The sequence below is a fragment of the Ruminococcus hominis genome (assembly GCF_014287355.1).
Classification (GTDB): Bacteria; Bacillota; Clostridia; order Lachnospirales; family Lachnospiraceae; genus Schaedlerella; species Schaedlerella hominis.
The window spans coordinates 437,162-456,169 of sequence record NZ_JACOPE010000001.1; the positions used below are offsets into that span (position 1 = coordinate 437,162).

Annotated in this window: 21 protein-coding genes and 1 pseudogene; 18 read left to right on the forward strand and 4 right to left on the reverse strand. The window is 36.7% G+C overall.

Going from position 1 to position 19,008, the window contains the following annotated elements; all coding sequences use genetic code 11:
• Nucleotides 1-9: 9 nt before the first annotated feature.
• Nucleotides 10-447, reverse strand: coding sequence for an Rrf2 family transcriptional regulator (locus tag H8S40_RS01900; RefSeq protein ID WP_186864410.1), 438 nt, complete (start codon nt 445-447; stop codon nt 10-12).
• Nucleotides 448-600: 153 nt separating this feature from the next.
• Here H8S40_RS01900 and H8S40_RS01905 point away from each other — a divergent pair, with 153 nt between their 5' ends.
• From H8S40_RS01905 to H8S40_RS01920, 4 genes are all read left to right on the forward strand, one after another.
• Nucleotides 601-1,470: an SIR2 family NAD-dependent protein deacylase gene (locus H8S40_RS01905; protein ID WP_118738147.1), complete on the forward strand. Its 870-nt coding sequence runs from the start codon at nt 601-603 to the stop codon at nt 1,468-1,470.
• Nucleotides 1,471-1,475: 5 nt separating this feature from the next.
• On the forward strand, nt 1,476-2,318 hold the full coding sequence (locus H8S40_RS01910; RefSeq protein WP_243238151.1) for an SIR2 family NAD-dependent protein deacylase: 843 nt from the start codon (nt 1,476-1,478) through the stop codon (nt 2,316-2,318).
• A gap of 48 nt (nt 2,319-2,366) precedes the next feature.
• The gene (locus H8S40_RS01915; RefSeq protein ID WP_243238153.1) at nt 2,367-3,344 is read left to right on the forward strand and encodes an SIR2 family NAD-dependent protein deacylase; all 978 of its coding nucleotides are present in this window, start codon (nt 2,367-2,369) and stop codon (nt 3,342-3,344) included.
• A gap of 246 nt (nt 3,345-3,590) precedes the next feature.
• Nucleotides 3,591-4,130: a DUF1294 domain-containing protein gene (locus H8S40_RS01920; RefSeq protein WP_243238155.1), complete on the forward strand. Its 540-nt coding sequence runs from the start codon at nt 3,591-3,593 to the stop codon at nt 4,128-4,130.
• 135 nt (nt 4,131-4,265) lie between these two features.
• Here the strand turns inward: H8S40_RS01920 and H8S40_RS01925 are convergent, their stop codons facing one another.
• A complete protein-coding gene (locus H8S40_RS01925) occupies nt 4,266-5,684 on the reverse strand; it encodes a GGDEF domain-containing protein (RefSeq protein ID WP_186864412.1) in 1,419 nt (472 codons plus the stop codon).
• Between the two features lie 450 nt (nt 5,685-6,134).
• On the opposite strand from H8S40_RS01925, the gene H8S40_RS01930 reads away from it, so the two are divergent.
• From H8S40_RS01930 to H8S40_RS16400, 6 genes are all read left to right on the forward strand, one after another.
• Complete coding sequence (locus H8S40_RS01930; RefSeq protein WP_186864413.1) at nt 6,135-8,684, forward strand: PAS domain-containing hybrid sensor histidine kinase/response regulator; 2,550 nt, start codon at nt 6,135-6,137, stop codon at nt 8,682-8,684.
• A gap of 30 nt (nt 8,685-8,714) precedes the next feature.
• Nucleotides 8,715-8,939 (forward strand): hypothetical protein, encoded by a 225-nt coding sequence (locus tag H8S40_RS01935; protein WP_186864414.1) that lies wholly within the window; start codon nt 8,715-8,717, stop codon nt 8,937-8,939.
• 113 nt (nt 8,940-9,052) lie between these two features.
• On the forward strand, nt 9,053-9,310 hold the full coding sequence (locus H8S40_RS01940; protein WP_243238157.1) for an LbetaH domain-containing protein: 258 nt from the start codon (nt 9,053-9,055) through the stop codon (nt 9,308-9,310).
• 46 nt (nt 9,311-9,356) lie between these two features.
• Complete coding sequence (locus tag H8S40_RS01945) at nt 9,357-9,518, forward strand: hypothetical protein (RefSeq protein WP_186864415.1); 162 nt, start codon at nt 9,357-9,359, stop codon at nt 9,516-9,518.
• Nucleotides 9,519-9,568: 50 nt separating this feature from the next.
• Nucleotides 9,569-10,075, forward strand: a complete 507-nt coding sequence (locus H8S40_RS01950; protein WP_243238159.1) for a YunG family protein — start codon at nt 9,569-9,571, stop codon at nt 10,073-10,075.
• 204 nt (nt 10,076-10,279) lie between these two features.
• Complete coding sequence (locus H8S40_RS16400) at nt 10,280-10,414, forward strand: hypothetical protein (RefSeq protein ID WP_330638907.1); 135 nt, start codon at nt 10,280-10,282, stop codon at nt 10,412-10,414.
• Between the two features lie 103 nt (nt 10,415-10,517).
• Here the strand turns inward: H8S40_RS16400 and H8S40_RS01960 are convergent, their stop codons facing one another.
• Entirely contained in the window at nt 10,518-11,180 is a 663-nt protein-coding gene (locus tag H8S40_RS01960; RefSeq protein ID WP_186864417.1) for a Crp/Fnr family transcriptional regulator, read from the reverse strand.
• A gap of 160 nt (nt 11,181-11,340) precedes the next feature.
• On the opposite strand from H8S40_RS01960, the gene hcp reads away from it, so the two are divergent.
• From hcp to H8S40_RS02000, 8 genes and pseudogenes are all read left to right on the forward strand, one after another.
• Nucleotides 11,341-12,945 carry a hydroxylamine reductase gene (gene hcp, locus H8S40_RS01965; protein ID WP_186864418.1) on the forward strand — a complete coding sequence of 535 codons (1,605 nt, stop codon included), beginning with the start codon at nt 11,341-11,343 and terminating at the stop codon, nt 12,943-12,945.
• An 84-nt stretch (nt 12,946-13,029) separates the two neighbouring features.
• Nucleotides 13,030-14,541: a DUF438 domain-containing protein gene (locus H8S40_RS01970; RefSeq protein ID WP_186864419.1), complete on the forward strand. Its 1,512-nt coding sequence runs from the start codon at nt 13,030-13,032 to the stop codon at nt 14,539-14,541.
• Between the two features lie 281 nt (nt 14,542-14,822).
• Nucleotides 14,823-15,692: an MFS transporter gene (locus H8S40_RS01975; RefSeq protein WP_366482665.1), complete on the forward strand. Its 870-nt coding sequence runs from the start codon at nt 14,823-14,825 to the stop codon at nt 15,690-15,692.
• A 274-nt stretch (nt 15,693-15,966) separates the two neighbouring features.
• A pseudogene (locus H8S40_RS01980) lies at nt 15,967-16,468 on the forward strand (ATP-binding protein); the annotation flags it as partial.
• A 17-nt stretch (nt 16,469-16,485) separates the two neighbouring features.
• A complete protein-coding gene (locus H8S40_RS16025) occupies nt 16,486-17,067 on the forward strand; it encodes a DUF1294 domain-containing protein (protein ID WP_243238161.1) in 582 nt (193 codons plus the stop codon).
• Nucleotides 17,068-17,238: 171 nt separating this feature from the next.
• Nucleotides 17,239-17,451: a helix-turn-helix transcriptional regulator gene (locus H8S40_RS01990; protein WP_186864420.1), complete on the forward strand. Its 213-nt coding sequence runs from the start codon at nt 17,239-17,241 to the stop codon at nt 17,449-17,451.
• The gene (locus H8S40_RS01995; protein ID WP_330420173.1) at nt 17,441-17,899 is read left to right on the forward strand and encodes a DUF6773 family protein; all 459 of its coding nucleotides are present in this window, start codon (nt 17,441-17,443) and stop codon (nt 17,897-17,899) included. The genes H8S40_RS01990 and H8S40_RS01995 overlap by 11 nt, the downstream gene beginning before the upstream one ends.
• Nucleotides 17,900-17,945: 46 nt before the next feature.
• Nucleotides 17,946-18,107: a hypothetical protein gene (locus tag H8S40_RS02000; protein WP_186865703.1), complete on the forward strand. Its 162-nt coding sequence runs from the start codon at nt 17,946-17,948 to the stop codon at nt 18,105-18,107.
• Between the two features lie 166 nt (nt 18,108-18,273).
• On the opposite strand, the gene H8S40_RS02005 is transcribed toward H8S40_RS02000, so the two are convergent.
• On the reverse strand, nt 18,274-18,651 hold the full coding sequence (locus H8S40_RS02005; protein ID WP_118724635.1) for a hypothetical protein: 378 nt from the start codon (nt 18,649-18,651) through the stop codon (nt 18,274-18,276).
• Nucleotides 18,652-19,008 lie beyond the last annotated feature (357 nt).

Genomic DNA, 19,008 nt, shown 5'->3' on the forward strand with positions numbered 1-19,008 from the left:
GACATTTTGTTAAAGGTTTTTAACTTCCCTGATTTTAAAATAATACCGATCAATAATATCCTGCAATGTAATGGATTTCATTTTATCATCTACTATATTTTGAATTTCATGATAGAAGTCCCCAATAGCGAATTGAATGTTGATACCGATTCCACAATCCGGATTGGTATCTGTGTCCAGGTGAAGCAGCGGCTTATCGCCCTCTACGGCTCGGTAGATGTCATACATATTGATTTTATCTGCCGATTTTGCAAGAGCGGCATTCGCATGACCTTGTGTGTTGACAACAATGCCTGCATTTTTCAGGGTTGCCATAAGCTGTCTGACATAAGCCGGGTTTGTCTTGATACTTTCTGCAATTTTTGTGCTGGAGAGTTGTTCGTCATCTCCAAGAGCAATAAATATAAGAATATGAATAGTGTCACTAAGCTTTGTGGAATATTTCATTTGTCACCTCAAATTTTCTTCTTGCAATTTTAAAATTTACATGATAATATAATTTCAATGCTTGCTGTAAATTTAATTTTAACAAGTAAAAAAATAAAAGTCAAGCAAAATAAAAAGTGTGGAATCTGATATAAAAAGGAGATAAAGTGGTGTATGCAAAAAGAGGAACAAGTCAGTTTTCTGGCAGAAAAAATCCGTCAGGCAGATGCAGTTTTGATAGGCGGTGGTTCTGGTCTTTCCAGTGCGGCGGGATATAACCATTATCATTGGCTACCCTATATGGAGGAATGTTTACAAGATTTCAAGGAGTGGTATGGACTGAAATCTCCTTTTGACGGTTTTTACTACTGTTATTCATCGCCGGAACAACAGTGGGCATATTATGCACGTTACATACAAAGTATGTGGGATGCACCTACAGGACAGCCATACTATGACCTGCGTGATATTGTGGCGGAAAAAGAAGTCTTTGTTTTAACAACCAATATAGATATGCAGTTTGAACGGATTTTTCAGAAAGAAAGGATTTGCGATTATCAAGGTAGCAGCGGTTATCTTCAATGCAGTCAGCCTTGCCATGACCAAATTTATTCCAATGTAGAAATGATTCGCAGGATGAACGAAAATATCCGGGAGCTGCGTGTTACTTCCGAGCTTCTGCCAAGATGTAATGAGTGCGGGAGAATCATGGTTCCCTGGGTAAGGGATGATACATTTTTGGAGGGGAAAGACTGGAAGGAAGGTGTAAGGCGATATGAGAATTTCCTAAAAAAATATCTCATGAATGGAACAGATAAGAATGTTGTACTGCTGGAGCTGGGGGTTGGTGAGATGACACCCAGTATTATTAAACTTCCTTTTTGGGAAATGACATACAAAAATGAAAAAGTGTTTTATGCCTGTCTGAATCAGAAGAAATCCTCAACTCCAGAACATATAAAAGACAAAGGCATTTATATAGCAGGAGATTTGGCAGAAACCCTGCGGGATTTAAAAGAAAACATAGTGGGAAAGGAAAAGTGATGAATATGAATGTATATCAAGAGATAAGTCAAATCATCAAAGAAGCAGATGGTATTTTGATTGGAGCCAGTAATGGTTTGTCTATCGCAGAGGGATATAACATTTTTGCAGATGACACATGGTTTCAGGAAAATATGGGAGATTTCAGAGAAAAATACGGACTGCGTTGTGTTTTACACGGATTTTCAGTGCCAATGAAGGTAGAAGAAAAGTGGGCGTTTGTAAGCAGACTTGTTAAGGCAAAAGCTATGCAGGATGAGCCGAGTGAGATTATGAAAAACATCTATGCACTAGTAAAGGATAAAGAATATTTCGTAGTAACTTCCAATGCGGAAGATCATTTTGTGCCGGCAGGTTTTGAGGCAGACCGTGTTTTTGAAATGGAAGGGAAATTAACCCAGATGCGGTGCAAGAACAGATGTCATGACGAGGTCTATCCTAATCAAAAAGCAGTTCTCGCCATGACAGAAGAGGAAGTAAACGGAAGAGTACCCAAAGAGTTACTGCCGAAATGTCCAAAATGCGGTGGAGATATGGAAGTAAATTGGGGTGAGATGTCCTCATTTACAGAAACGAAAAATTGGAAGGAAAAGGCTGCCCGCTATCAAGAATTTATTCAGAATTTACATGGAAAGAAGCTGGTAATTCTGGAATTTGGCATTGGCTGGAGAAATCAGATGATTAAAGCTCCTTTGATGCAGCTTGCAGCAGTAGAACCACAGGCAAGATATATCACATTTAACAAAGGCGAAATTTACATTCCAGAGGAAATCAAAGAAAAATCCATCGGTGTGGATGGTAATCTTACGGAAGCGTTAAAGGAAATCAGAGAGGGAAGGATAGACTAAGTAAAGTGGTTAAAGATATTATAGTTGTGAGATAGGAGAATGAAAAAAATGAGCTGTTATGAAAATTTGGTAATGAAAACACAAATGAACTATTCCAGACACTATAGTACCTATGCATCCGGTGGTACTGCTGTAGTGTTGAGCAAACAAAAACCACTTCCTTATGAGGAACAGATTCAGGAATTTGTTCGCAGAGTGCAGGAGGCAGAGTGTATCATAGTAGGCGGAGCATCCGGTTTATCAGCGGCTGGAGGTGGTGACTTTTATTATAGTGATACCCCTTCTTTTCGTGAGCATTTTGGAAAATTTGCAGATAAGTATGGATTCAAAGGTGCTTTTAGCGGCATGATGCATCGGTTTTCTACAAGAAATGAACACTGGGGATATGTGGCAACCTTTTTAAATACTACACAAAATGCCCCTATCAGAGAACCATATCTGGATTTGGATAGAATCTTGCAGGGAAAGGATTTTCATATCTTAACGACTAATCAGGATACACAGTTTGTAAAGATTTATCCGGAAGAAAAGGTCAGTGAGATTCAGGGAGATCATCGTTTCTTCCAGTGTTCTCAGTGTTGTCAGGATGAAACATGGGATGCCGTACAACCTGTGGCAGATATGATTGCGGCTATGGGAGAGGGGACAATGGTGCCGGATGAACTGATTCCTCGCTGCCCTCATTGTGGTGCGGAAATGTTTCCGTGGGTAAGAGGATATGGGAATTTTCTGCAAGGGAAAAAATACGAAGAAGAATATGAGAAAATCTCAAAATACATTCAAAAGAACAAAGATAGAAAAATCCTTTTGATAGAACTTGGAGTAGGGCGCATGACACCGATGTTTATACAGGAACCGTTTTGGGAACTGACAAACAGTTTGAAAGATGCATATTATATCTCCGTAAATTCAGAATATCAGTTTTTGCCGAAATTCATTGAAGATAAGGGGATTGCTATTTTGGGAGATATAGGAACAGTGTTAAAAGATTTGCGGAAAGTAAAAGAGGAAAGTGCATTTGTATAGGATACTTGTTCTTGATATTCCAGGTGAACCGGAATTGAATCGTCTGACAGACTTTTTTAAAGTTTTAGGCAATCCTACACGGGTAAAAATTCTGTTTCGCCTGTTCCAATCAGAAAATTGTGGAAGGACGAAGAATAGAAATTGACTTCTTGTTATACGAAAATTATAATGTGGAGGGATATTTTCCAGCATATCATATGAATAAAACAAGTGGGATAACAGTTGCACTTGATGGCAGTGTTCCTGATGATGAAGTTAAGTTGCTTTTGGATATTTTTATATTTGCATACCGAAAATGTACAAGTTGATGCTATTTTAACTATCTGCTCATTAATTGGTGGTTCTGCAGGAATATTGTTGGCGATACTGCTATTTGATCGTAAAGCTGTCAAAGACAATATGATGTCAAGAGTGTTTATCGCATGTGTATTTGTGATAGAAGTTATAATATTATTGATGGTAAAAGGACATCATGCAGATCACATAACACTGGCATTTTGGGAGTTTTTTGCAAAATATAAAATATTACTGATATACTTAGCAGTTATCAATTTTATAGCTTTCGCAGCTTATGCGGTGGATAAAGTTAATGCAGCCGAGCATCGTTCAAGAATTAGAATTGTAACATTACTAGGTTTAGCATTTGTTGGTGGTTCGGTTGGCAGTTTATTGGCAATGTATTTATTACGTCATAAAACAAGGAAAAATTATTTCACTGTTGGTGTTCCATTAATAATGGTAATGCAAGTAGTGGTGATTTTTTACGCAATGAATGCAGGATGGTAACATTTCGTATTTGCTGAAGGTACATGAAAGTGTTTTCCTGTTAAATAATGGAATTACCTCTCTTTTAATAATAAAATAAAAACGCAGAAAAAGCGAGTTTTCGTGAAATAGTTTTTCCTGCGTGAACAACCAGCACTATCGTCCACCGTTTTCGTTATAAAAGCGCTCTTTACTTTCATACATTCTCTTATCTGCGGCTTTTGAAACCTCATACACACTATTCCAATTTCTCTCTGTACTGAAAACCCATCCGTATGAGACACTCATTGAATCCACAAATTCACCGCTCCAATTTGCCACATGAACATCAAAACTATGTCTTATATCTTCAAACTGCTCTGTCTTCTCTGTAATGATAACAACAAACTCATCACCGCCGACTCTATATATCTTCCCATATTCATTAAAGCTGTTCTTCATGCAATCTGCCGCTGCACATATAAGTTCATCACCTGCCGCATGTCCATAAGAATCATTCGCCCGTTTCAATCCGTTCAAATCCATGGACATATATATCCACGAATCACTAAGCTTAAGCAGATTTATATCATTCTCGTATGCTCGCCTATTAAAACATCTGGTAAGTTCGTCTGTATTTGACGTATATATCAATTTCTCTTTTTCTAATCTTTCTTTTAAAATTTTCGAAAACATATATGTTATACAACATGATGCTAATACCAGATATGCACCTACTATAAAAATTGCCATGATACTTCCTTGCAAATAAAATGCGTCCTCTACTGTTACAACAACAATATATTTATCATCCTGCCGCACCATACATCTACAACGTTTTCCGTCCACTCTAATATGGGTTGCGCTTGCATCATCAACACAGAGATTATCCAATGACATTCCAATTTCATTCAGATTTTTTCCAATTTTATTGCTGTCTGTTGCACCGTTGATAACCTGAGTATCCTCATCCGCAACAACAATTTCCATACCTTTATATACCGGCATTCCAGCCACTACACTAGAAACTGCATTCTGCTTCATCTCTTTAAGAAGTCGCTTTGGCTCAATCCCAACCTGGATCATCTTCGTCCTATCCTCATTCCAGGTAATTGCATACATCATTTTCTTACCTTCAGAAGTATTCGGAGTAACATCCTGGCACATTGTCAACGATTTATTCTCCAACATCGGCTTAAAATATCCTATCTGTGCTCCGGAATTAAAGCTATAACCGAAATACTTTGGCAGCGAACCGCTATAAATACATCCCTGCTCATTAAACAAATGTATCTCATCAATTGCCATCAACTTTGCAATTTTCTGCAACTCATCAACATCATATTCAACTTCCGGCTTGGCATCGATAATATAAGACACCGCCTCAGCTCTTACAATATAATCATCCTTCAACGATTCGATAAGTTCTGCCTTACTTTTATCATTTTTATCAAGCACAGTAATCACACGATCAAGAAGCACCTTTGATGTTCTATACGCATTCTTATCATTAACATATTTCAAAATACTTCCTTCAAGTAACAACGCAACAACAATTATTGCTATAGATAAAATTACAACTTTTCTCTTCTTCATACCTTCTTTTTTATTGTGTTCTCCATAATGTAATTTTCCTCGCTTTTTCAATTCCATTTTGTAGATTTGATCAGGTATAAAAAAAGTTTCAAAAGGAAATGTATTATTTTTAGTATAAAATAAAAGCGCAGAAGAAGTGGTTCCTTTTCGTGAAAGAAGGCTTTTTCTGCGTGAATAAATTGTATGAAATTTTATGAAAGGAAGAAGATATATAATAAGCAATAAGACAAGACCGATTTGTAATAGACTTACTTCAAGAAAAAATGTATAATAAGAGAAAAAGATTCGTTAGCAAATCAGCCGAAAGTCTGAGACACAAAGTATAAGAGTTGCAAAATAGCAGCCAGTTACAACGTTTAGGATGCATTGTCTGAAAAGGCAATGCGTTTTTTGTTTCAGAATATTGATTGGGGACAGGCAGCTAATAATTATAAATTGGGGAAAAGTGATATGAAAGAAAATAGAGATGATATAAAAAGTCAATTGTATTACATGGATGAAATCCTTCATAAGATTTCTTCTATGAGTCAGGCAGAGAATGAAAAACAACTGGATAATATGACATTATCTATGCTGAAGAGCATTGGAAAATATACAGCAGCAGACAGAGCGTATGTTTTTGAATGGAGTTCAGAAAAAAAGGAAAGTTTTAAAAATACATTTGAATGGTGTGCCGCAGGAATCGAACCACAGATACAGAATCTGCAGGAAGTTCCTGTCTGCCTGATGCAGAACTGGGTAGAAACATTTATCCAGAAGAAAAATATCATCATTTATGATCTGGAAGCAATCGCAAAAGAAACTCCACAGGAATATGAAATTTTAAAGCCTCAGAATATTCATTCCCTGATTGCTATGCCGATTTATACAAATCATAAATTTATCGGATTTATCGGATTGGATAACCCGAATCTGAATCAGGATAGGATGTCCATGAATCTGTTATCTGATGTGGGATGCCATCTGGGAAGTGTTCGTGAAAACCTGAGAATGATGAAGGAACTGATGATAAAGAACAGGATTTTGTCAGGACTGAGCCGTGATTATACGACAGCTTTTGTTTTAAATCTGGATACGGATGAGTATGAGTTTGTATTTAATCAGAAGACAAATCATGCCCAGAAACATGAAGAGCTCAGAGCATTTTCAGATTATGTGGATGCATATGCTTCTACATTTGCACTTCCGGAATTTCGTGATGTAATGCGTCGGGAACTGGACCGTAACGAGATTAAAAAGCATTTTGAAACAGAAGACGAATATCATTTCTCTTTTGAGACGTCACCAAATGCAGCAGGGCTGTCCTGTTTTCAGGCACATATTGTAAAAGAGTACGAGGAAGGCAGCCATTTTGCGTTCCTTGGTTTCCGAAGTATAGATGAGATCGTACAGAAAGAGCGTTTTTATAAAGATTCTTTGCAAAAAGTAAATCAGGCACTTAAGCATCAGCTGGACATGATCACATCTGCACTGCCGGGTGGTGTGAAAATCAGCAATGATGATCCGGAATATTCTTTTAAGTATGTTTCAGAGCATTTTGCACAGATGCTGGGATATGATACTCCGGAGGAATTGATGGAAGCTTCTGGAGGGACGATTGTTGACCTGGCGCATCCGGACGATCTGGAACAGGGAATTGCACAGGCGTTGGAGCAGTATAGTAAAGCGGATCATTATGAAATCACATATCGAATGAGATGCAAAAATGGATCTTGGAAATATATTGAGGACAGGGGACACAAAATCCGCAAACCGGATGGAGTAATCGAACACTGGAATCTGATTCTGGATAAAAATGAACTGGTGGAAAAAACCATTGCCCTGAAAAGCGAGAAAAAAGCAAACCAGAGTAAATCGGATTTTCTTTCCAGAATGTCCCATGATATGCGGACACCATTGAATGGAATTATCGGACTTATGGATATCTGCATGAAGCACCCGGAGGACAGAATATTGGTGGATTCCAGTCGTCTTAAGGCAAGAGTAGCGGCAGACCATCTGTTGTCGCTGATCAATGACACGCTGGAACTGAGTAAACTGGAAAATGAAGAGGTAAAACTGGCTAAAGAAGATTTTTATCTGCCGGAGCTGCTTCATGAGGTGGAAACCATTGCACAGATGAGGGCAGATGAAGAGTGTATTACGATTCATTTTATGGATGCTCCTTATTCGATTCCATATCCGAATCTTATCGGAAGTTCCCTGCATGTAAAACAGATATTTTTAAATTTGATCACAAACAGTATTAAATACAACCATAAAAATGGAACTGTGGATTGCTACTTGAAAGAAGAGAAGGAATCCGATGAAAGAGTGCTGGTAGATGTGACTATAAAAGATACGGGAATCGGAATGTCAGAGGATTTCCTGAAGAATATATTTCGTCCATTTGTTCAGGCTGATCAGGGAGCAAGATCGCAGTATAAAGGTACTGGACTAGGCATGGCGATTGTAAAGAAACTGCTTGATCGCATGGGTGGAACCATTCAGATTGACAGTGTGGAAAATCAGGGCACTACCATACATGTGGTCATACCTTTTGAAATAGCAGAAGAACCTGCAGCTGTACAGGAAATGTCTGAGTTACCAAAGGAAAACCTGTCCGGGTGCCGTATTCTATTGGCAGAGGATAACGAGCTCAACAGGGAAATTGCGGCATTCCTTCTGAAAGATGAGGGGATTTCCGTCACAGAGGCGGAAGATGGACAGCAGGCAGTGGAATGTTTCCTAAAAATGCCTGAAGGATATTACGATGCGGTTCTAATGGATATCATGATGCCTGTGATGGACGGATATCAGGCAGCTAGGGCGATTCGTGGCAGTGGAAAGAAAGATGCAGAAATGATTCCAATCATTGCCATAACAGCCAATGCTTTTGCTGAAGATAAAAGAAAGACGATGGAGGCAGGGATGGATGCGCACTTGTCAAAACCTTTAAATGTACAGGAACTGATGGATACAATCCGAAAATTCTGTGCTGGTAAGCAGATATGTCAGTGACCGAGAAGAGAATAACAGAGGGATAGCAGAATGAAAAAGGACAGCGAACTATATAAAAAGATAAGAGTATATTGCTATATTGTTGGATTGATTGCTTTTCTGACAGCATTGATTGTTGGCGTTTTTCTGCTTCATAATTTGGAAAAGGATGAAAAGACAACCGGAAAAATTGTGGTTATGCAGGTAGATGTACCATGTGGTGCTTTGCAGTTCCACTGGGATGTATCGCAGCATTTGTATTTAAATTGCCGGTAATGATGGTGTATTTTGTCTTAAATCTGGATGAACTGGTAAAAATTCCGGCAGTATTTAAATATTATAAACAATATAAATGGTTAAAAAATTTAACAGAAATGGAGAATTAAATTATGGATATGAAAAAAAGAAGAGATATGCAGCTTGCTTACATTTCAGATGAAGCGGTTATGGAAGAACAGAGGATAGGTAGAAAAATTCTGCAAAAACTTAATTTTGCAGATCGGTCGGATTTTGATGGGATTGCAGAAATAGTAAAAGAACTTTTGGGAAAATCGGAAGGTGCATGGATTAACCCACCTTTTTACTGCGATTATGGTTCGCATATAGAAGTAGGTAAAAATTTCTTTGCAAAATATAACAGTTATTAAATTTCTTAAAACAAGTGAAATCTCAATCGGGATTTAAGGAGGTCACATGAGTTTTACGATGTTATTGCTTCTCGCATACATAGTAATGGGTGTGGGAAGTTTTATCGCTTTTAAGCGAAAGCACAAAGCAATTGGTATAGCATTGCTGCTTGTAATAGTGCTTAGTATCTTGATTTTGGGATACATGTGGATTCATTCGCCAATGTAACAACTTCAAGTTTTTAGAAATGATATAGCTTTGATATGAAAGGAAATCCTATGAGTGGTGCAATAAAAAAGGCTTTGGAAAATTTGGAAGAAATAGTGCCGGCTGGTGCTGATGGTTCTTATTATCAGGGACAGAAATTGGCTGAAAAAAGATGTCGGGAAGTAGCTGCATTCCCTGGGATTGATACATTACATAAGTTGTATGCAGTGTTGAGAAAAACGTGGACGGCAGAGACAGCATATCCGTCATGTCAGGCAGAATGGGTTTCGACCGATCCTTCCTACGGGCAATGTGCTATTACAGCAATGCTTGTTTATGATATGTTTGGAGGAAGTATTCATCGTATCAGAGTGAACGGAGGAGGAACACATTATTTCAATAAAATTGATGGATGTTATGTCGATCTTACCCGTGAGCAATTCGATTTATACGATATTCCGATCGTATACGAACCTAATGAGCAAATGAAAAGAGAGTATTGTGGAAAGAATCCTGACACTAAAGGGCGATACCATCAGTTGCAGAAAAATATTATTCGTTATTTAAAGATTGAATGAAATTCAAGGGAACGGAGGCAGTGAAATGGATATATCAAAAGCAGACTGGAAACTTTATCGTGAGCGTGTCTCAGACTGGCAAGAACATTATATGGAAAAACTCACAGCAGAATATGTAAATTACTAACTTCTCCCGGCAACGCATCAGATCATTTTTGGGAACTGGAAAAAAGAATTAAGCAGGACAAGAAACACCCAGGAGTTTTGATTGAACTTCGCAAATCCACAGCCATATGGGATATTGCATATTTTGTAAGAGATAAAGTGATTACAATGGATGAGCTGGAAGGATTCAGTGAGGACTTGATTGATGCAGTAAAGTTGATTCTGAGCAGGTAATTATTGACCGGATAATAAAGTCGGAAAGGGATGGTATGAATATGAGCGATGCTATAACAGAAAAAAAGACAGCGCACAATCAACAAATTCAGCTGATAACCAGCTAATACTTCAAAGAGAAGGTGTTTTTCTTGTAAGAGAGGACACCTTCTTTTTGTAATTTGCTTAATTCATTAGATAGAGCACTTCGATCTGCATTCAGATAATCTGCCAGCCCTTGCCTATCGTAAGGGATTGTAAATGTGTTAGAGCCGGCATGCATCGATTCGCAAGACAAGTAATTAAGTATCTTGTCACGTAAATTTTTCTTAGAAATATGATCTATTTTGTTCATCAATCTTACATTTTTTCTTGCTATTATCTCTAATAGGTTATGAATCAATCTTGTATGGAAACTGCAAGATGAAGAACAGGTTGTAATAATATGATTTATATTGAAAAGCATGACGGTGAGATTTTCATTGGCAATAACACTGATTTGAGCAGGAACACTGCTGATGCAGGCATAGCTTTCGCCATAGAGCATTCCTGATGACAGCTCTGTAATAATATTGCGATTCCCCCAGACATCATCATTTATTATGAGAGCCTGGCCAGATAGAATCATGCCGATAGTTTGTACCTTATCGCCACTTCTTAGCAGGTATTCACCTTTTGAATAATTTTTAATGCTGACAGATAGACATTTAAGCATTGGAAGAATTTCTGCTTCTGAAATTCCTTGAAACAAAGGTGTATTCGTTAAGATGTTCATATATTTTTCCATGAGTTCTATAATCCTTCTTTTCATCTTTTCCATAGTATATCACAAAAATCGAAAACAAAACAAAAATGTTGTCTGGACAACGGAATAATTGTTGTGAGTTTGATATAGTACCATTAAACAACAAGAAATAATGAATAAAGCAATAGAAAAGGAGAAAAACATGGAAAATAAAATGTTTTGTTATCAATGTGAACAGACCGCAGGATGTACAGGATGTACCGGAAATGCAGGAGTATGCGGAAAGTCCGCCAATACTGCAAGATTACAGGATGAGCTTACAGGAGCATTAATCGGACTTGCTCGTGCAGTCGAGGGCAATGAGCACCTTGTAAACGAAGAGATGAATCAATTAGTTCTTGAGGGATTGTTTACAACCGTTACAAACGTAAACTTTAATGATGAGACATTAAAAATTTTAATTTATAAGATAGAAAATGAAAAAAAGAAATTAGTACCAAATTGCTTTACATGTTCCGGCTCATGTGGAAGAAACGATAATTTTGATATGAATACTCTCTGGACTACTGATGAAGATGTTCGTTCCTTAAAATCCTTAATACTTTTTGGGATTCGTGGAATGGCTGCATATGCATATCATGCAAGTGTACTTGGATATACCGATGAAACAATCAGCAAATTCTTCTATAAGGCACTTTTTGCAGTCGGAATGAAGGATTGGGGAATGGATGAACTGCTTCCTATTGTATTAGAGGTTGGAGAAGTGAATTTAAGATGTATGGAACTTTTAGATCAGGCAAATACTACAACTTATGGAACTCCTGTACCAACAACAGTACCTCTTACAATTGAAAAAGGACCATTTATTATTATTACCGGTCATGATTTAAAAGATTTACAACTTTTATTAGAGCAGACAAAAGATAAAGGAATCAATATTTATACACATGGTGAAATGCTCCCGGCGCATGCATATCCAGAATTTAAGAAGTACTCTCATTTAAAGGGAAACTTTGGTACAGCATGGCAGAATCAGCAGAAAGAGTTTGATAATATTCCTGGAGCAATTCTTTACACGACGAACTGTCTTATGCCTGTAAAACCAAGCTACGCAGACAGAGTATTTACAACAGAAGTTGTATCTTATCCGGAAATGGTACACATAGGAGAAGAAAAGGATTTTACACCGGTGATTGAAAAGGCACTCGCCTTAGGTGGATATACCAAAGACCAGCATATGACGGGAATTAATGGTGGAATACAGGTGACAACTGGTTTCTCACATGGAACTGTATTATCTGTAGCAGATCAGGTGATTGAAGCAGTAAAGAATGGAGATATTAAACATTTCTTCCTGGTTGGTGGATGTGATGGAGCCAGAGTAGGAAGAAACTACTACACAGAGTTTGTAAAACAGTCTCCTGCAGACAGCATTATTTTGACGCTTGCATGTGGAAAATATAGGTTCAACGATTTAGATTTAGGAACAATCGGAGGACTTCCGAGAATCATGGACATGGGACAGTGTAATGATGCTTATAGTGCAATCAAGGTCGCAATCGCTTTAGCAGAAGCATTTGAATGTGATGTAAATGAACTTCCGCTATCGATGGTACTTTCATGGTACGAGCAGAAGGCCGTATGTATTTTACTTACACTTCTCTATCTCGGAATCAAGAACATTCACCTCGGACCAACATTACCAGCATTTATTTCGCCAAATGTGCTGAATTTTCTAGTAGAGAATTATGGGATTTCTCCAATTAGTACACCGGAAGAGGATCTAAAAAAGTTATTAAATAAATAATCAGACGGGAACGGAAAGAGACAGATTTACAATTGTGAGATAGATTTTTCTTAAAACAAAATAGGGGAAAGGCGGTAAAATATTATGAGTAAAAAAATTGATTTAAACTGGTCGGTGTATGATATTACGAAAACTTATCCAGAAGTGATTGATATTATGGCAAATCTTGGGTTTGATGAAATTAAGAAGCCGGCTATACTAAACTCCGTTGGACGAATTATGACAATTCCTAAGGGTGCAAAGGCAAAAGGAATTTCGATTCCGGTTGTTATAGCAGAACTGATAAAAAATGGTTTTGAAATTACTGGTAATATGCCAGATATTTCTTCTATGGGGAGCAAACAATTTCAAGCCAAAGAGACTGGCAATACAGTATTACTGAAGGATTATTTAAAGAGACTTGGAAATGGAGAAGATTTAGAAAGTGTTAAAAAAGATTTTGTCCAGAATTTTTCTGATGTAGATGCTTCTGAAATTATGAAGGCAGAGCAGGAACTTATAAAAGAGGGAACACCTATTACAGAGGTGCAGAAACTGTGTGATGTGCATAGTGCATTGTTTCATGGCTTAACCAAAGAAGAAAAAATAGCAAATGCTGAAAAGGCAGTCGAAGAATCTTTAAAAAAGGAAGAAACATCCGAAATGACAACTATGACGGATGCATATGTCAGAAAACATGAGCTTGCAAAAGCACTCAGAGAAACAAAGGGTCATCCTCTTTATTCTTTTACAGAAGCAAATGAGAAGTTTAGCAAAGAAATAGCAGATATTAGAGGTGCACTGGAAAAGGGCGAAGATGTAAGCAAAAAAATATCAGATTTTAGACAAATAGCAATACACTATGCAAAAAAGGGTGATTTGATTTATCCACTCCTTAAAGTTCGCTATGAAATATCAGGACCATCGTATGTTATGTGGTCTGTTGATGATGAAATCAGAGATGAATTAGCGGCAATAGATAAGGAATGCAATCATGACGAAGAATGGATTAAAAGAGTACAAGCTGTTTTAACAAGAGCGGATGAAATGATTTATAAAGAGACTAATATACTGTTCCCTATCTGCGCAATGAATTTTACAGCCGAAGAATGGTATGAAATCTATGAAGATGCCAAAGACTATGCATTAGTGTATGGCATTGATAATAGATGGGAAGAAGCAGAAAAATATGTGCAGGATAAAAAGAATCGTCATGAGGCGGCTATTTATGAAGGTGAAATAGTAATGGGCGGTGGACATATGAGTGCAGCACAGTTGGAAGCTATGCTTAATACGTTGCCAATAGAGATTACATTTATCGATGATAATAATATAAATCGTTTCTTTAATGAAGGAGCGAAAGTGTTCAAACGCCCTGGCATGGCAATTGACAGAGAAGTATTCTCTTGTCATCCGCCTAAGATAGAACCAATGGTTCGCTCCATTATAGAAAGTTTTAAAAATCATACTCGTGATAGCGTTCCGGTTTGGATGGAAAAGCAGGGAAAACCATTTTTAGTTACTTATTATGCAGTGAGAGACAAAAAAGATAATTATCTTGGAACTGTAGAAGTGGTACAGGATATGCAGTTTGCAAAAGAGCACTTTACAAGTTAAAACGCATAAAACCATAGATTGTAATCGAATAAAAAGGGAAATATTCTATGAGGTGTCGGATAAAACTGACACCTCAATGAGATGAATAAAAAGAATAAAGTAGAAAAAAGCGGTAGAAAGAACAGTATGTTCTGGAAGAGGTGAAAGATTTTCACCAGTATACAGATCACATTGTATTTATAGATTCGTCACCGGATGAGATGAAGTATTACAGTATTTTACCGAATTATCATATGTCGGTAAGAAATCAAAACCTTCCGGATTAGAAGGAACTGGTATCTATTCTTGGTAAAGGAGACAGCGCTGTTGGATATTCTGCACTTGCGAAAATTATTGCAGTGATTTTTGTAATTACTTCTATTATTACTGTTGTATTTGTAAAAGACCGCAGCTGTCAGGAAGCGAAGTCTGGTAAAGAAGCAGAAAGACTTACAATCAAAGACGCGCTTCATGTTATTGCCGGAAATGATCAGCTGAAAGTATTTATCGGAATCGTGCTTTGCTACAATCTTGTTGTACAGCTTGCCGGTGGTATTGCAATTTATTACTTCAAATATGTAACCGGAAATGAAGGCTTATATCCGATCTTTACAACTGCAGCACAGTTTGCAGAGATTGCAGCTTTGTTCCTTTTCCCAATCCTTTCTAACTATTTTACAAAGAAACAGGTATTTGCAATTGCCAGCTTCAGCCCTGCAATTGGTCTCGCAGGAGTTGTGCTTTGTGGATTCTTTGCACCACAGAACAGGGTGATTGTAGCAATTAGCGGTATCTTCTATAAATTAGGCTCTGGTCTTACATTAGGAGCAACAACCATTATGCTTGCTGACGTCATCGACTATGGGCAGGTAAAATTAGGAAGTAGAAATGAAAGTATTATCGCTTCATTCCAGACACTGCTTGTTAAGACCGCATCTGCAGTATCTGCCTGGCTGATCGGTGTAGGACTTACAATTGTCGGCTATGTAGCAAACGCAGAACAGAGCGCGTCTACAATCATGGGAATGCGAGTATTAATGGGGGTTGTACCTTCTGTAATTACAATCCTTGCATTTGTGATCTACGCAAAAGGCTACAAACTGGAAGGCACTTATCTGGAAGAGATCATGGAAAAAGTAAAAGGTAACAAAACGGAAGAAACAGAAGAATAGAAAATAGGAAATGAAAAACAGACAGGAAGAGGATGCATGATTCTCTTCCTGTTTTGTCGAAAAAATCTTACTGCATAAGTATAATGAAAGCACGTATAAGAAGTGCTTTTTTTTCTACATTTTTTTATAGGCGTTACCCCATTCGACCATTGAATCGAGAATAGGTTCCACCTTTTTCCATTGAAAAAGTGTGGGAAATGTCTAGGAAATCAAAACTAAAAACTAATACCAAAAAATGAATAATTTTAAAAAAGTGGGAATAGAGTAATGACAGAATGCGCAGAGTGTGATAAATAGTATTTATACAAAAGGAATTTATGATATTTATATTACCGGTTCAAACGCATTTTTGCTAAGCTCAGATTTAGCAACACTTTTTACAGGGAGAACGATGGAAATAAAAGTATATCCATTTTCTTTCGTGGAATATCTAACTTATTATGGAATTACAGACAGGTATGATGAAGCTTTTGATCAGTATGTCCGAACTGGTGGTATGCCTGGATCTTATGTATATAAGACTGAGGACAACCAGAAAGACGGTGTCAAAATACATTGGGTATTTGGAAAATGCATTTCTGTTCTATGAGGCAAAACGCTATGATTTAAAAGGGAAAAAATATCTGACAAATAATAGTAAATATTATCTTTGTGATGCATCATTTCGTTATGCAGTCAATGGTACACGAAACATGGACTTTGGAAGAGGTTATGAAAATATTGTTTATCTGGAGTTGCGTAGCAGAGGATATGAGGTATATGTGGGACAACTTTATAAAAAGGGGTGAAGTGTTTGGGAATATTTGAATACTTCCTTATTGGGGTTAATGTAATTGGATTTTTTCTATATCTGCTTAATATATTTTTATATTCACATACCGAAAATGCACAAATTGATGCTATTTTAACTATCGGGGCATTAATTGGTGGTTCTGCAGGAATATTGTTGGCAATACTGCTATTTGATCGTAAAACTGTCAAAGACAATATGATGTCAAGAGTGTTTATCGTATGTGTATTTGTGATACAAGTTATAATATTATTGATGGTAAAAGGACATCATGCAGATCACATAACACTGGCATTTTGGGAGTTTTTTGCAAAATATAAAATATTACTGATATACTTAGCCGTTATCAATTTTATAGCTTTCGCAGCTTATGCGGTGGATAAAGTTAATGCAGCCAAGCATCGTTCAAGAATTAAAATTGTAACATTACTAGGTTTAGCATTTGTTGGTGGTTCGGTTGGCAGTTTATTGGCAATGTATTTATTACGTCATAAAACAAGGAAAGATTATTTCACTGTTGGTGTTCCATTAATAATGGTAATGCAAGTAGTGGTGATTTTTTACGCAATGAATGCAGGATGGTAACAAGGAGTATCTTTTGACGATAGATTAAGCTCTTGCCATGAGGGACACAAAACGTGAGTTTTCTAAACTCATCGGATTATTGGTAGTTGTCTTGATATATAAGACAAAAAGTAAAATATAATTGACATTGTGAAAAAGAAGTGTTACTTTATAAATGGAGGTGAACATAAAGTGGCAAAAAATATTGCGATAAAAGTGGCAAGGACTGAAAAGGATATGACACAAAAGGTCTTAGCAGAAGCTGTTGGTGTTTCAAGGCAAACCATAAATGCTATTGAAAAGGGAGAATATAATCCTACAATAAAACTGTGTCGTAAAATTTGTCGTGTATTAGATAAACGTTTGGATGATTTGTTCTGGGAGGATGAAGAGGATGAAAATTAGGAAAATGAAAAGTAATTTAGATGAACGCCAGGAACTAAAACTTCTTAAAATTGAACATAATGGATGTTGGATTGCTTTTTGGGGCTTGCTGATTGTAATGTTAATACAAATGATAGTTGGGAATGACAGTATCAAGAATCTTGCCGGAGAATGGGTTGTATTTATGAGTCTTGCATTATATCTTTCAATTGATTGTGTGCGCAATGGAATTTGGGATAGAAAATTGAAACCGAATCTCAAGACAAATATCATAGCCAGTAGTATTGCGGCAGTGTTGACAGGGATTATATGGTTTAGTGTTTCCTATCGGAATTACCATAAACTTATTGGCTCAATTGCAACTGGAATTATTATGTTTGTGCAGGTGGAAATCTTATGTTTATTAGTATTAATGATATTTTCTAAAATATATAAAAGAAGAGTACAGAAACTTGAGGAAGATGATTGATATATGAAGTAGAAAGTTGTGGAGAAATTTATAGTATGAATGATAAATGCGTAGTATTAAACGCAAAGAAAATGAATTTTATACTGGAAGCAAGGAAGAAAGAGAAATTGTATTGATTCCTGCATGTATCGGTATCAACTACCTTGGAAAATTATTTGCTTCCGTATTAAAATCGCCATTGTGGTTAGATTCAATAACATTTAGTTAAGAAAAAATCAACATTATTTTAAATTAATACTTGACAGAATCTCTAAAGTATGCGACCGCCTTATTGATGAAATATCAATAAGGCGGCCCTTGTAGTTAGAACTATATCTATTTCAACTACAAGGAGAATATTTATGAGAATTATTCCATCAACTATCAAATCAAAATTACTTAAGTTGACCACATTGGAGTCTACCACCCGGAATATCTGTTAGATATTGCAATGTGATAGTTCCAACTTGTACCTGTTGATTTGTTAAAATAATGGGTTTTGTTTGTTTCCGGATAGGGAAAATAGCATATATATCAGGGGGATTTTGAGTGGTTAAAGGAGAATCTGTTTTTAGAGGATTTTCTCCATTGGAGTATACTGTATTATATTCTTGTAGTGACAAAAAATCATTATCTGTTGGTTGTGCGGAGTATGTTTTGTTATAATTTGGGATTGATAGGTTATCTTGAGAGTTTGTTTCGTGTGCATATGTTGTCATGGAAGATGATAAAAGTAATAAAAATGCGGAAAATAAACATATAACCTTTTTCATATAAATTCTCCTTTCAATAAAAAATTTGATTTGATTTTTCATGACTTCCAATGGAATCACCTATCTTTTAATAATAAAATGTTGATTTGAACAATTAAAAACTGTTTATATACATAATGATACTAGAATTTTCTGTGAATTGTCAATGGGATTTACTACATTGAATATATAGAACCACATTGGTGCCTGGCATAATCTGAGATCTGCAGTATGAGAATTCATCTTCACACAAACGTAAGCACCGCATCTTTAATTTTCTGATAATGCGATTCATAAATTACTATTTTTCCATGCTCAGTTGCAATCAGTTCCTCTGCGTACAGAGAGTTCATGTTTCCCCGGTTATTGACCTGTCAG

What these genes read in the sequence shown, in the direction of transcription:
- H8S40_RS01900 (WP_186864410.1), bottom strand. Translation starts at nt 447, where the DNA reads ATGAAATATTCCACAAAGCTTAGTGACACTATTCATATTCTTATATTT.
- H8S40_RS01905 (WP_118738147.1), top strand. Translation starts at nt 601, where the DNA reads ATGCAAAAAGAGGAACAAGTCAGTTTTCTGGCAGAAAAAATCCGTCAG.
- H8S40_RS01910 (WP_243238151.1), top strand. Translation starts at nt 1,476, where the DNA reads ATGAATGTATATCAAGAGATAAGTCAAATCATCAAAGAAGCAGATGGT.
- H8S40_RS01915 (WP_243238153.1), top strand. Translation starts at nt 2,367, where the DNA reads ATGAGCTGTTATGAAAATTTGGTAATGAAAACACAAATGAACTATTCC.
- H8S40_RS01920 (WP_243238155.1), top strand. Translation starts at nt 3,591, where the DNA reads ATGATGAAGTTAAGTTGCTTTTGGATATTTTTATATTTGCATACCGAA.
- H8S40_RS01925 (WP_186864412.1), bottom strand. Translation starts at nt 5,684, where the DNA reads ATGAAGAAGAGAAAAGTTGTAATTTTATCTATAGCAATAATTGTTGTT.
- H8S40_RS01930 (WP_186864413.1), top strand. Translation starts at nt 6,135, where the DNA reads ATGAAAGAAAATAGAGATGATATAAAAAGTCAATTGTATTACATGGAT.
- H8S40_RS01935 (WP_186864414.1), top strand. Translation starts at nt 8,715, where the DNA reads ATGAAAAAGGACAGCGAACTATATAAAAAGATAAGAGTATATTGCTAT.
- H8S40_RS01940 (WP_243238157.1), top strand. Translation starts at nt 9,053, where the DNA reads ATGGATATGAAAAAAAGAAGAGATATGCAGCTTGCTTACATTTCAGAT.
- H8S40_RS01945 (WP_186864415.1), top strand. Translation starts at nt 9,357, where the DNA reads ATGAGTTTTACGATGTTATTGCTTCTCGCATACATAGTAATGGGTGTG.
- H8S40_RS01950 (WP_243238159.1), top strand. Translation starts at nt 9,569, where the DNA reads ATGAGTGGTGCAATAAAAAAGGCTTTGGAAAATTTGGAAGAAATAGTG.
- H8S40_RS01960 (WP_186864417.1), bottom strand. Translation starts at nt 11,180, where the DNA reads ATGGAAAAATATATGAACATCTTAACGAATACACCTTTGTTTCAAGGA.
- hcp (WP_186864418.1), top strand. Translation starts at nt 11,341, where the DNA reads ATGGAAAATAAAATGTTTTGTTATCAATGTGAACAGACCGCAGGATGT.
- H8S40_RS01970 (WP_186864419.1), top strand. Translation starts at nt 13,030, where the DNA reads ATGAGTAAAAAAATTGATTTAAACTGGTCGGTGTATGATATTACGAAA.
- H8S40_RS01995 (WP_330420173.1), top strand. Translation starts at nt 17,441, where the DNA reads ATGAAAATTAGGAAAATGAAAAGTAATTTAGATGAACGCCAGGAACTA.
- H8S40_RS02000 (WP_186865703.1), top strand. Translation starts at nt 17,946, where the DNA reads ATGCGTAGTATTAAACGCAAAGAAAATGAATTTTATACTGGAAGCAAG.
- H8S40_RS02005 (WP_118724635.1), bottom strand. Translation starts at nt 18,651, where the DNA reads ATGAAAAAGGTTATATGTTTATTTTCCGCATTTTTATTACTTTTATCA.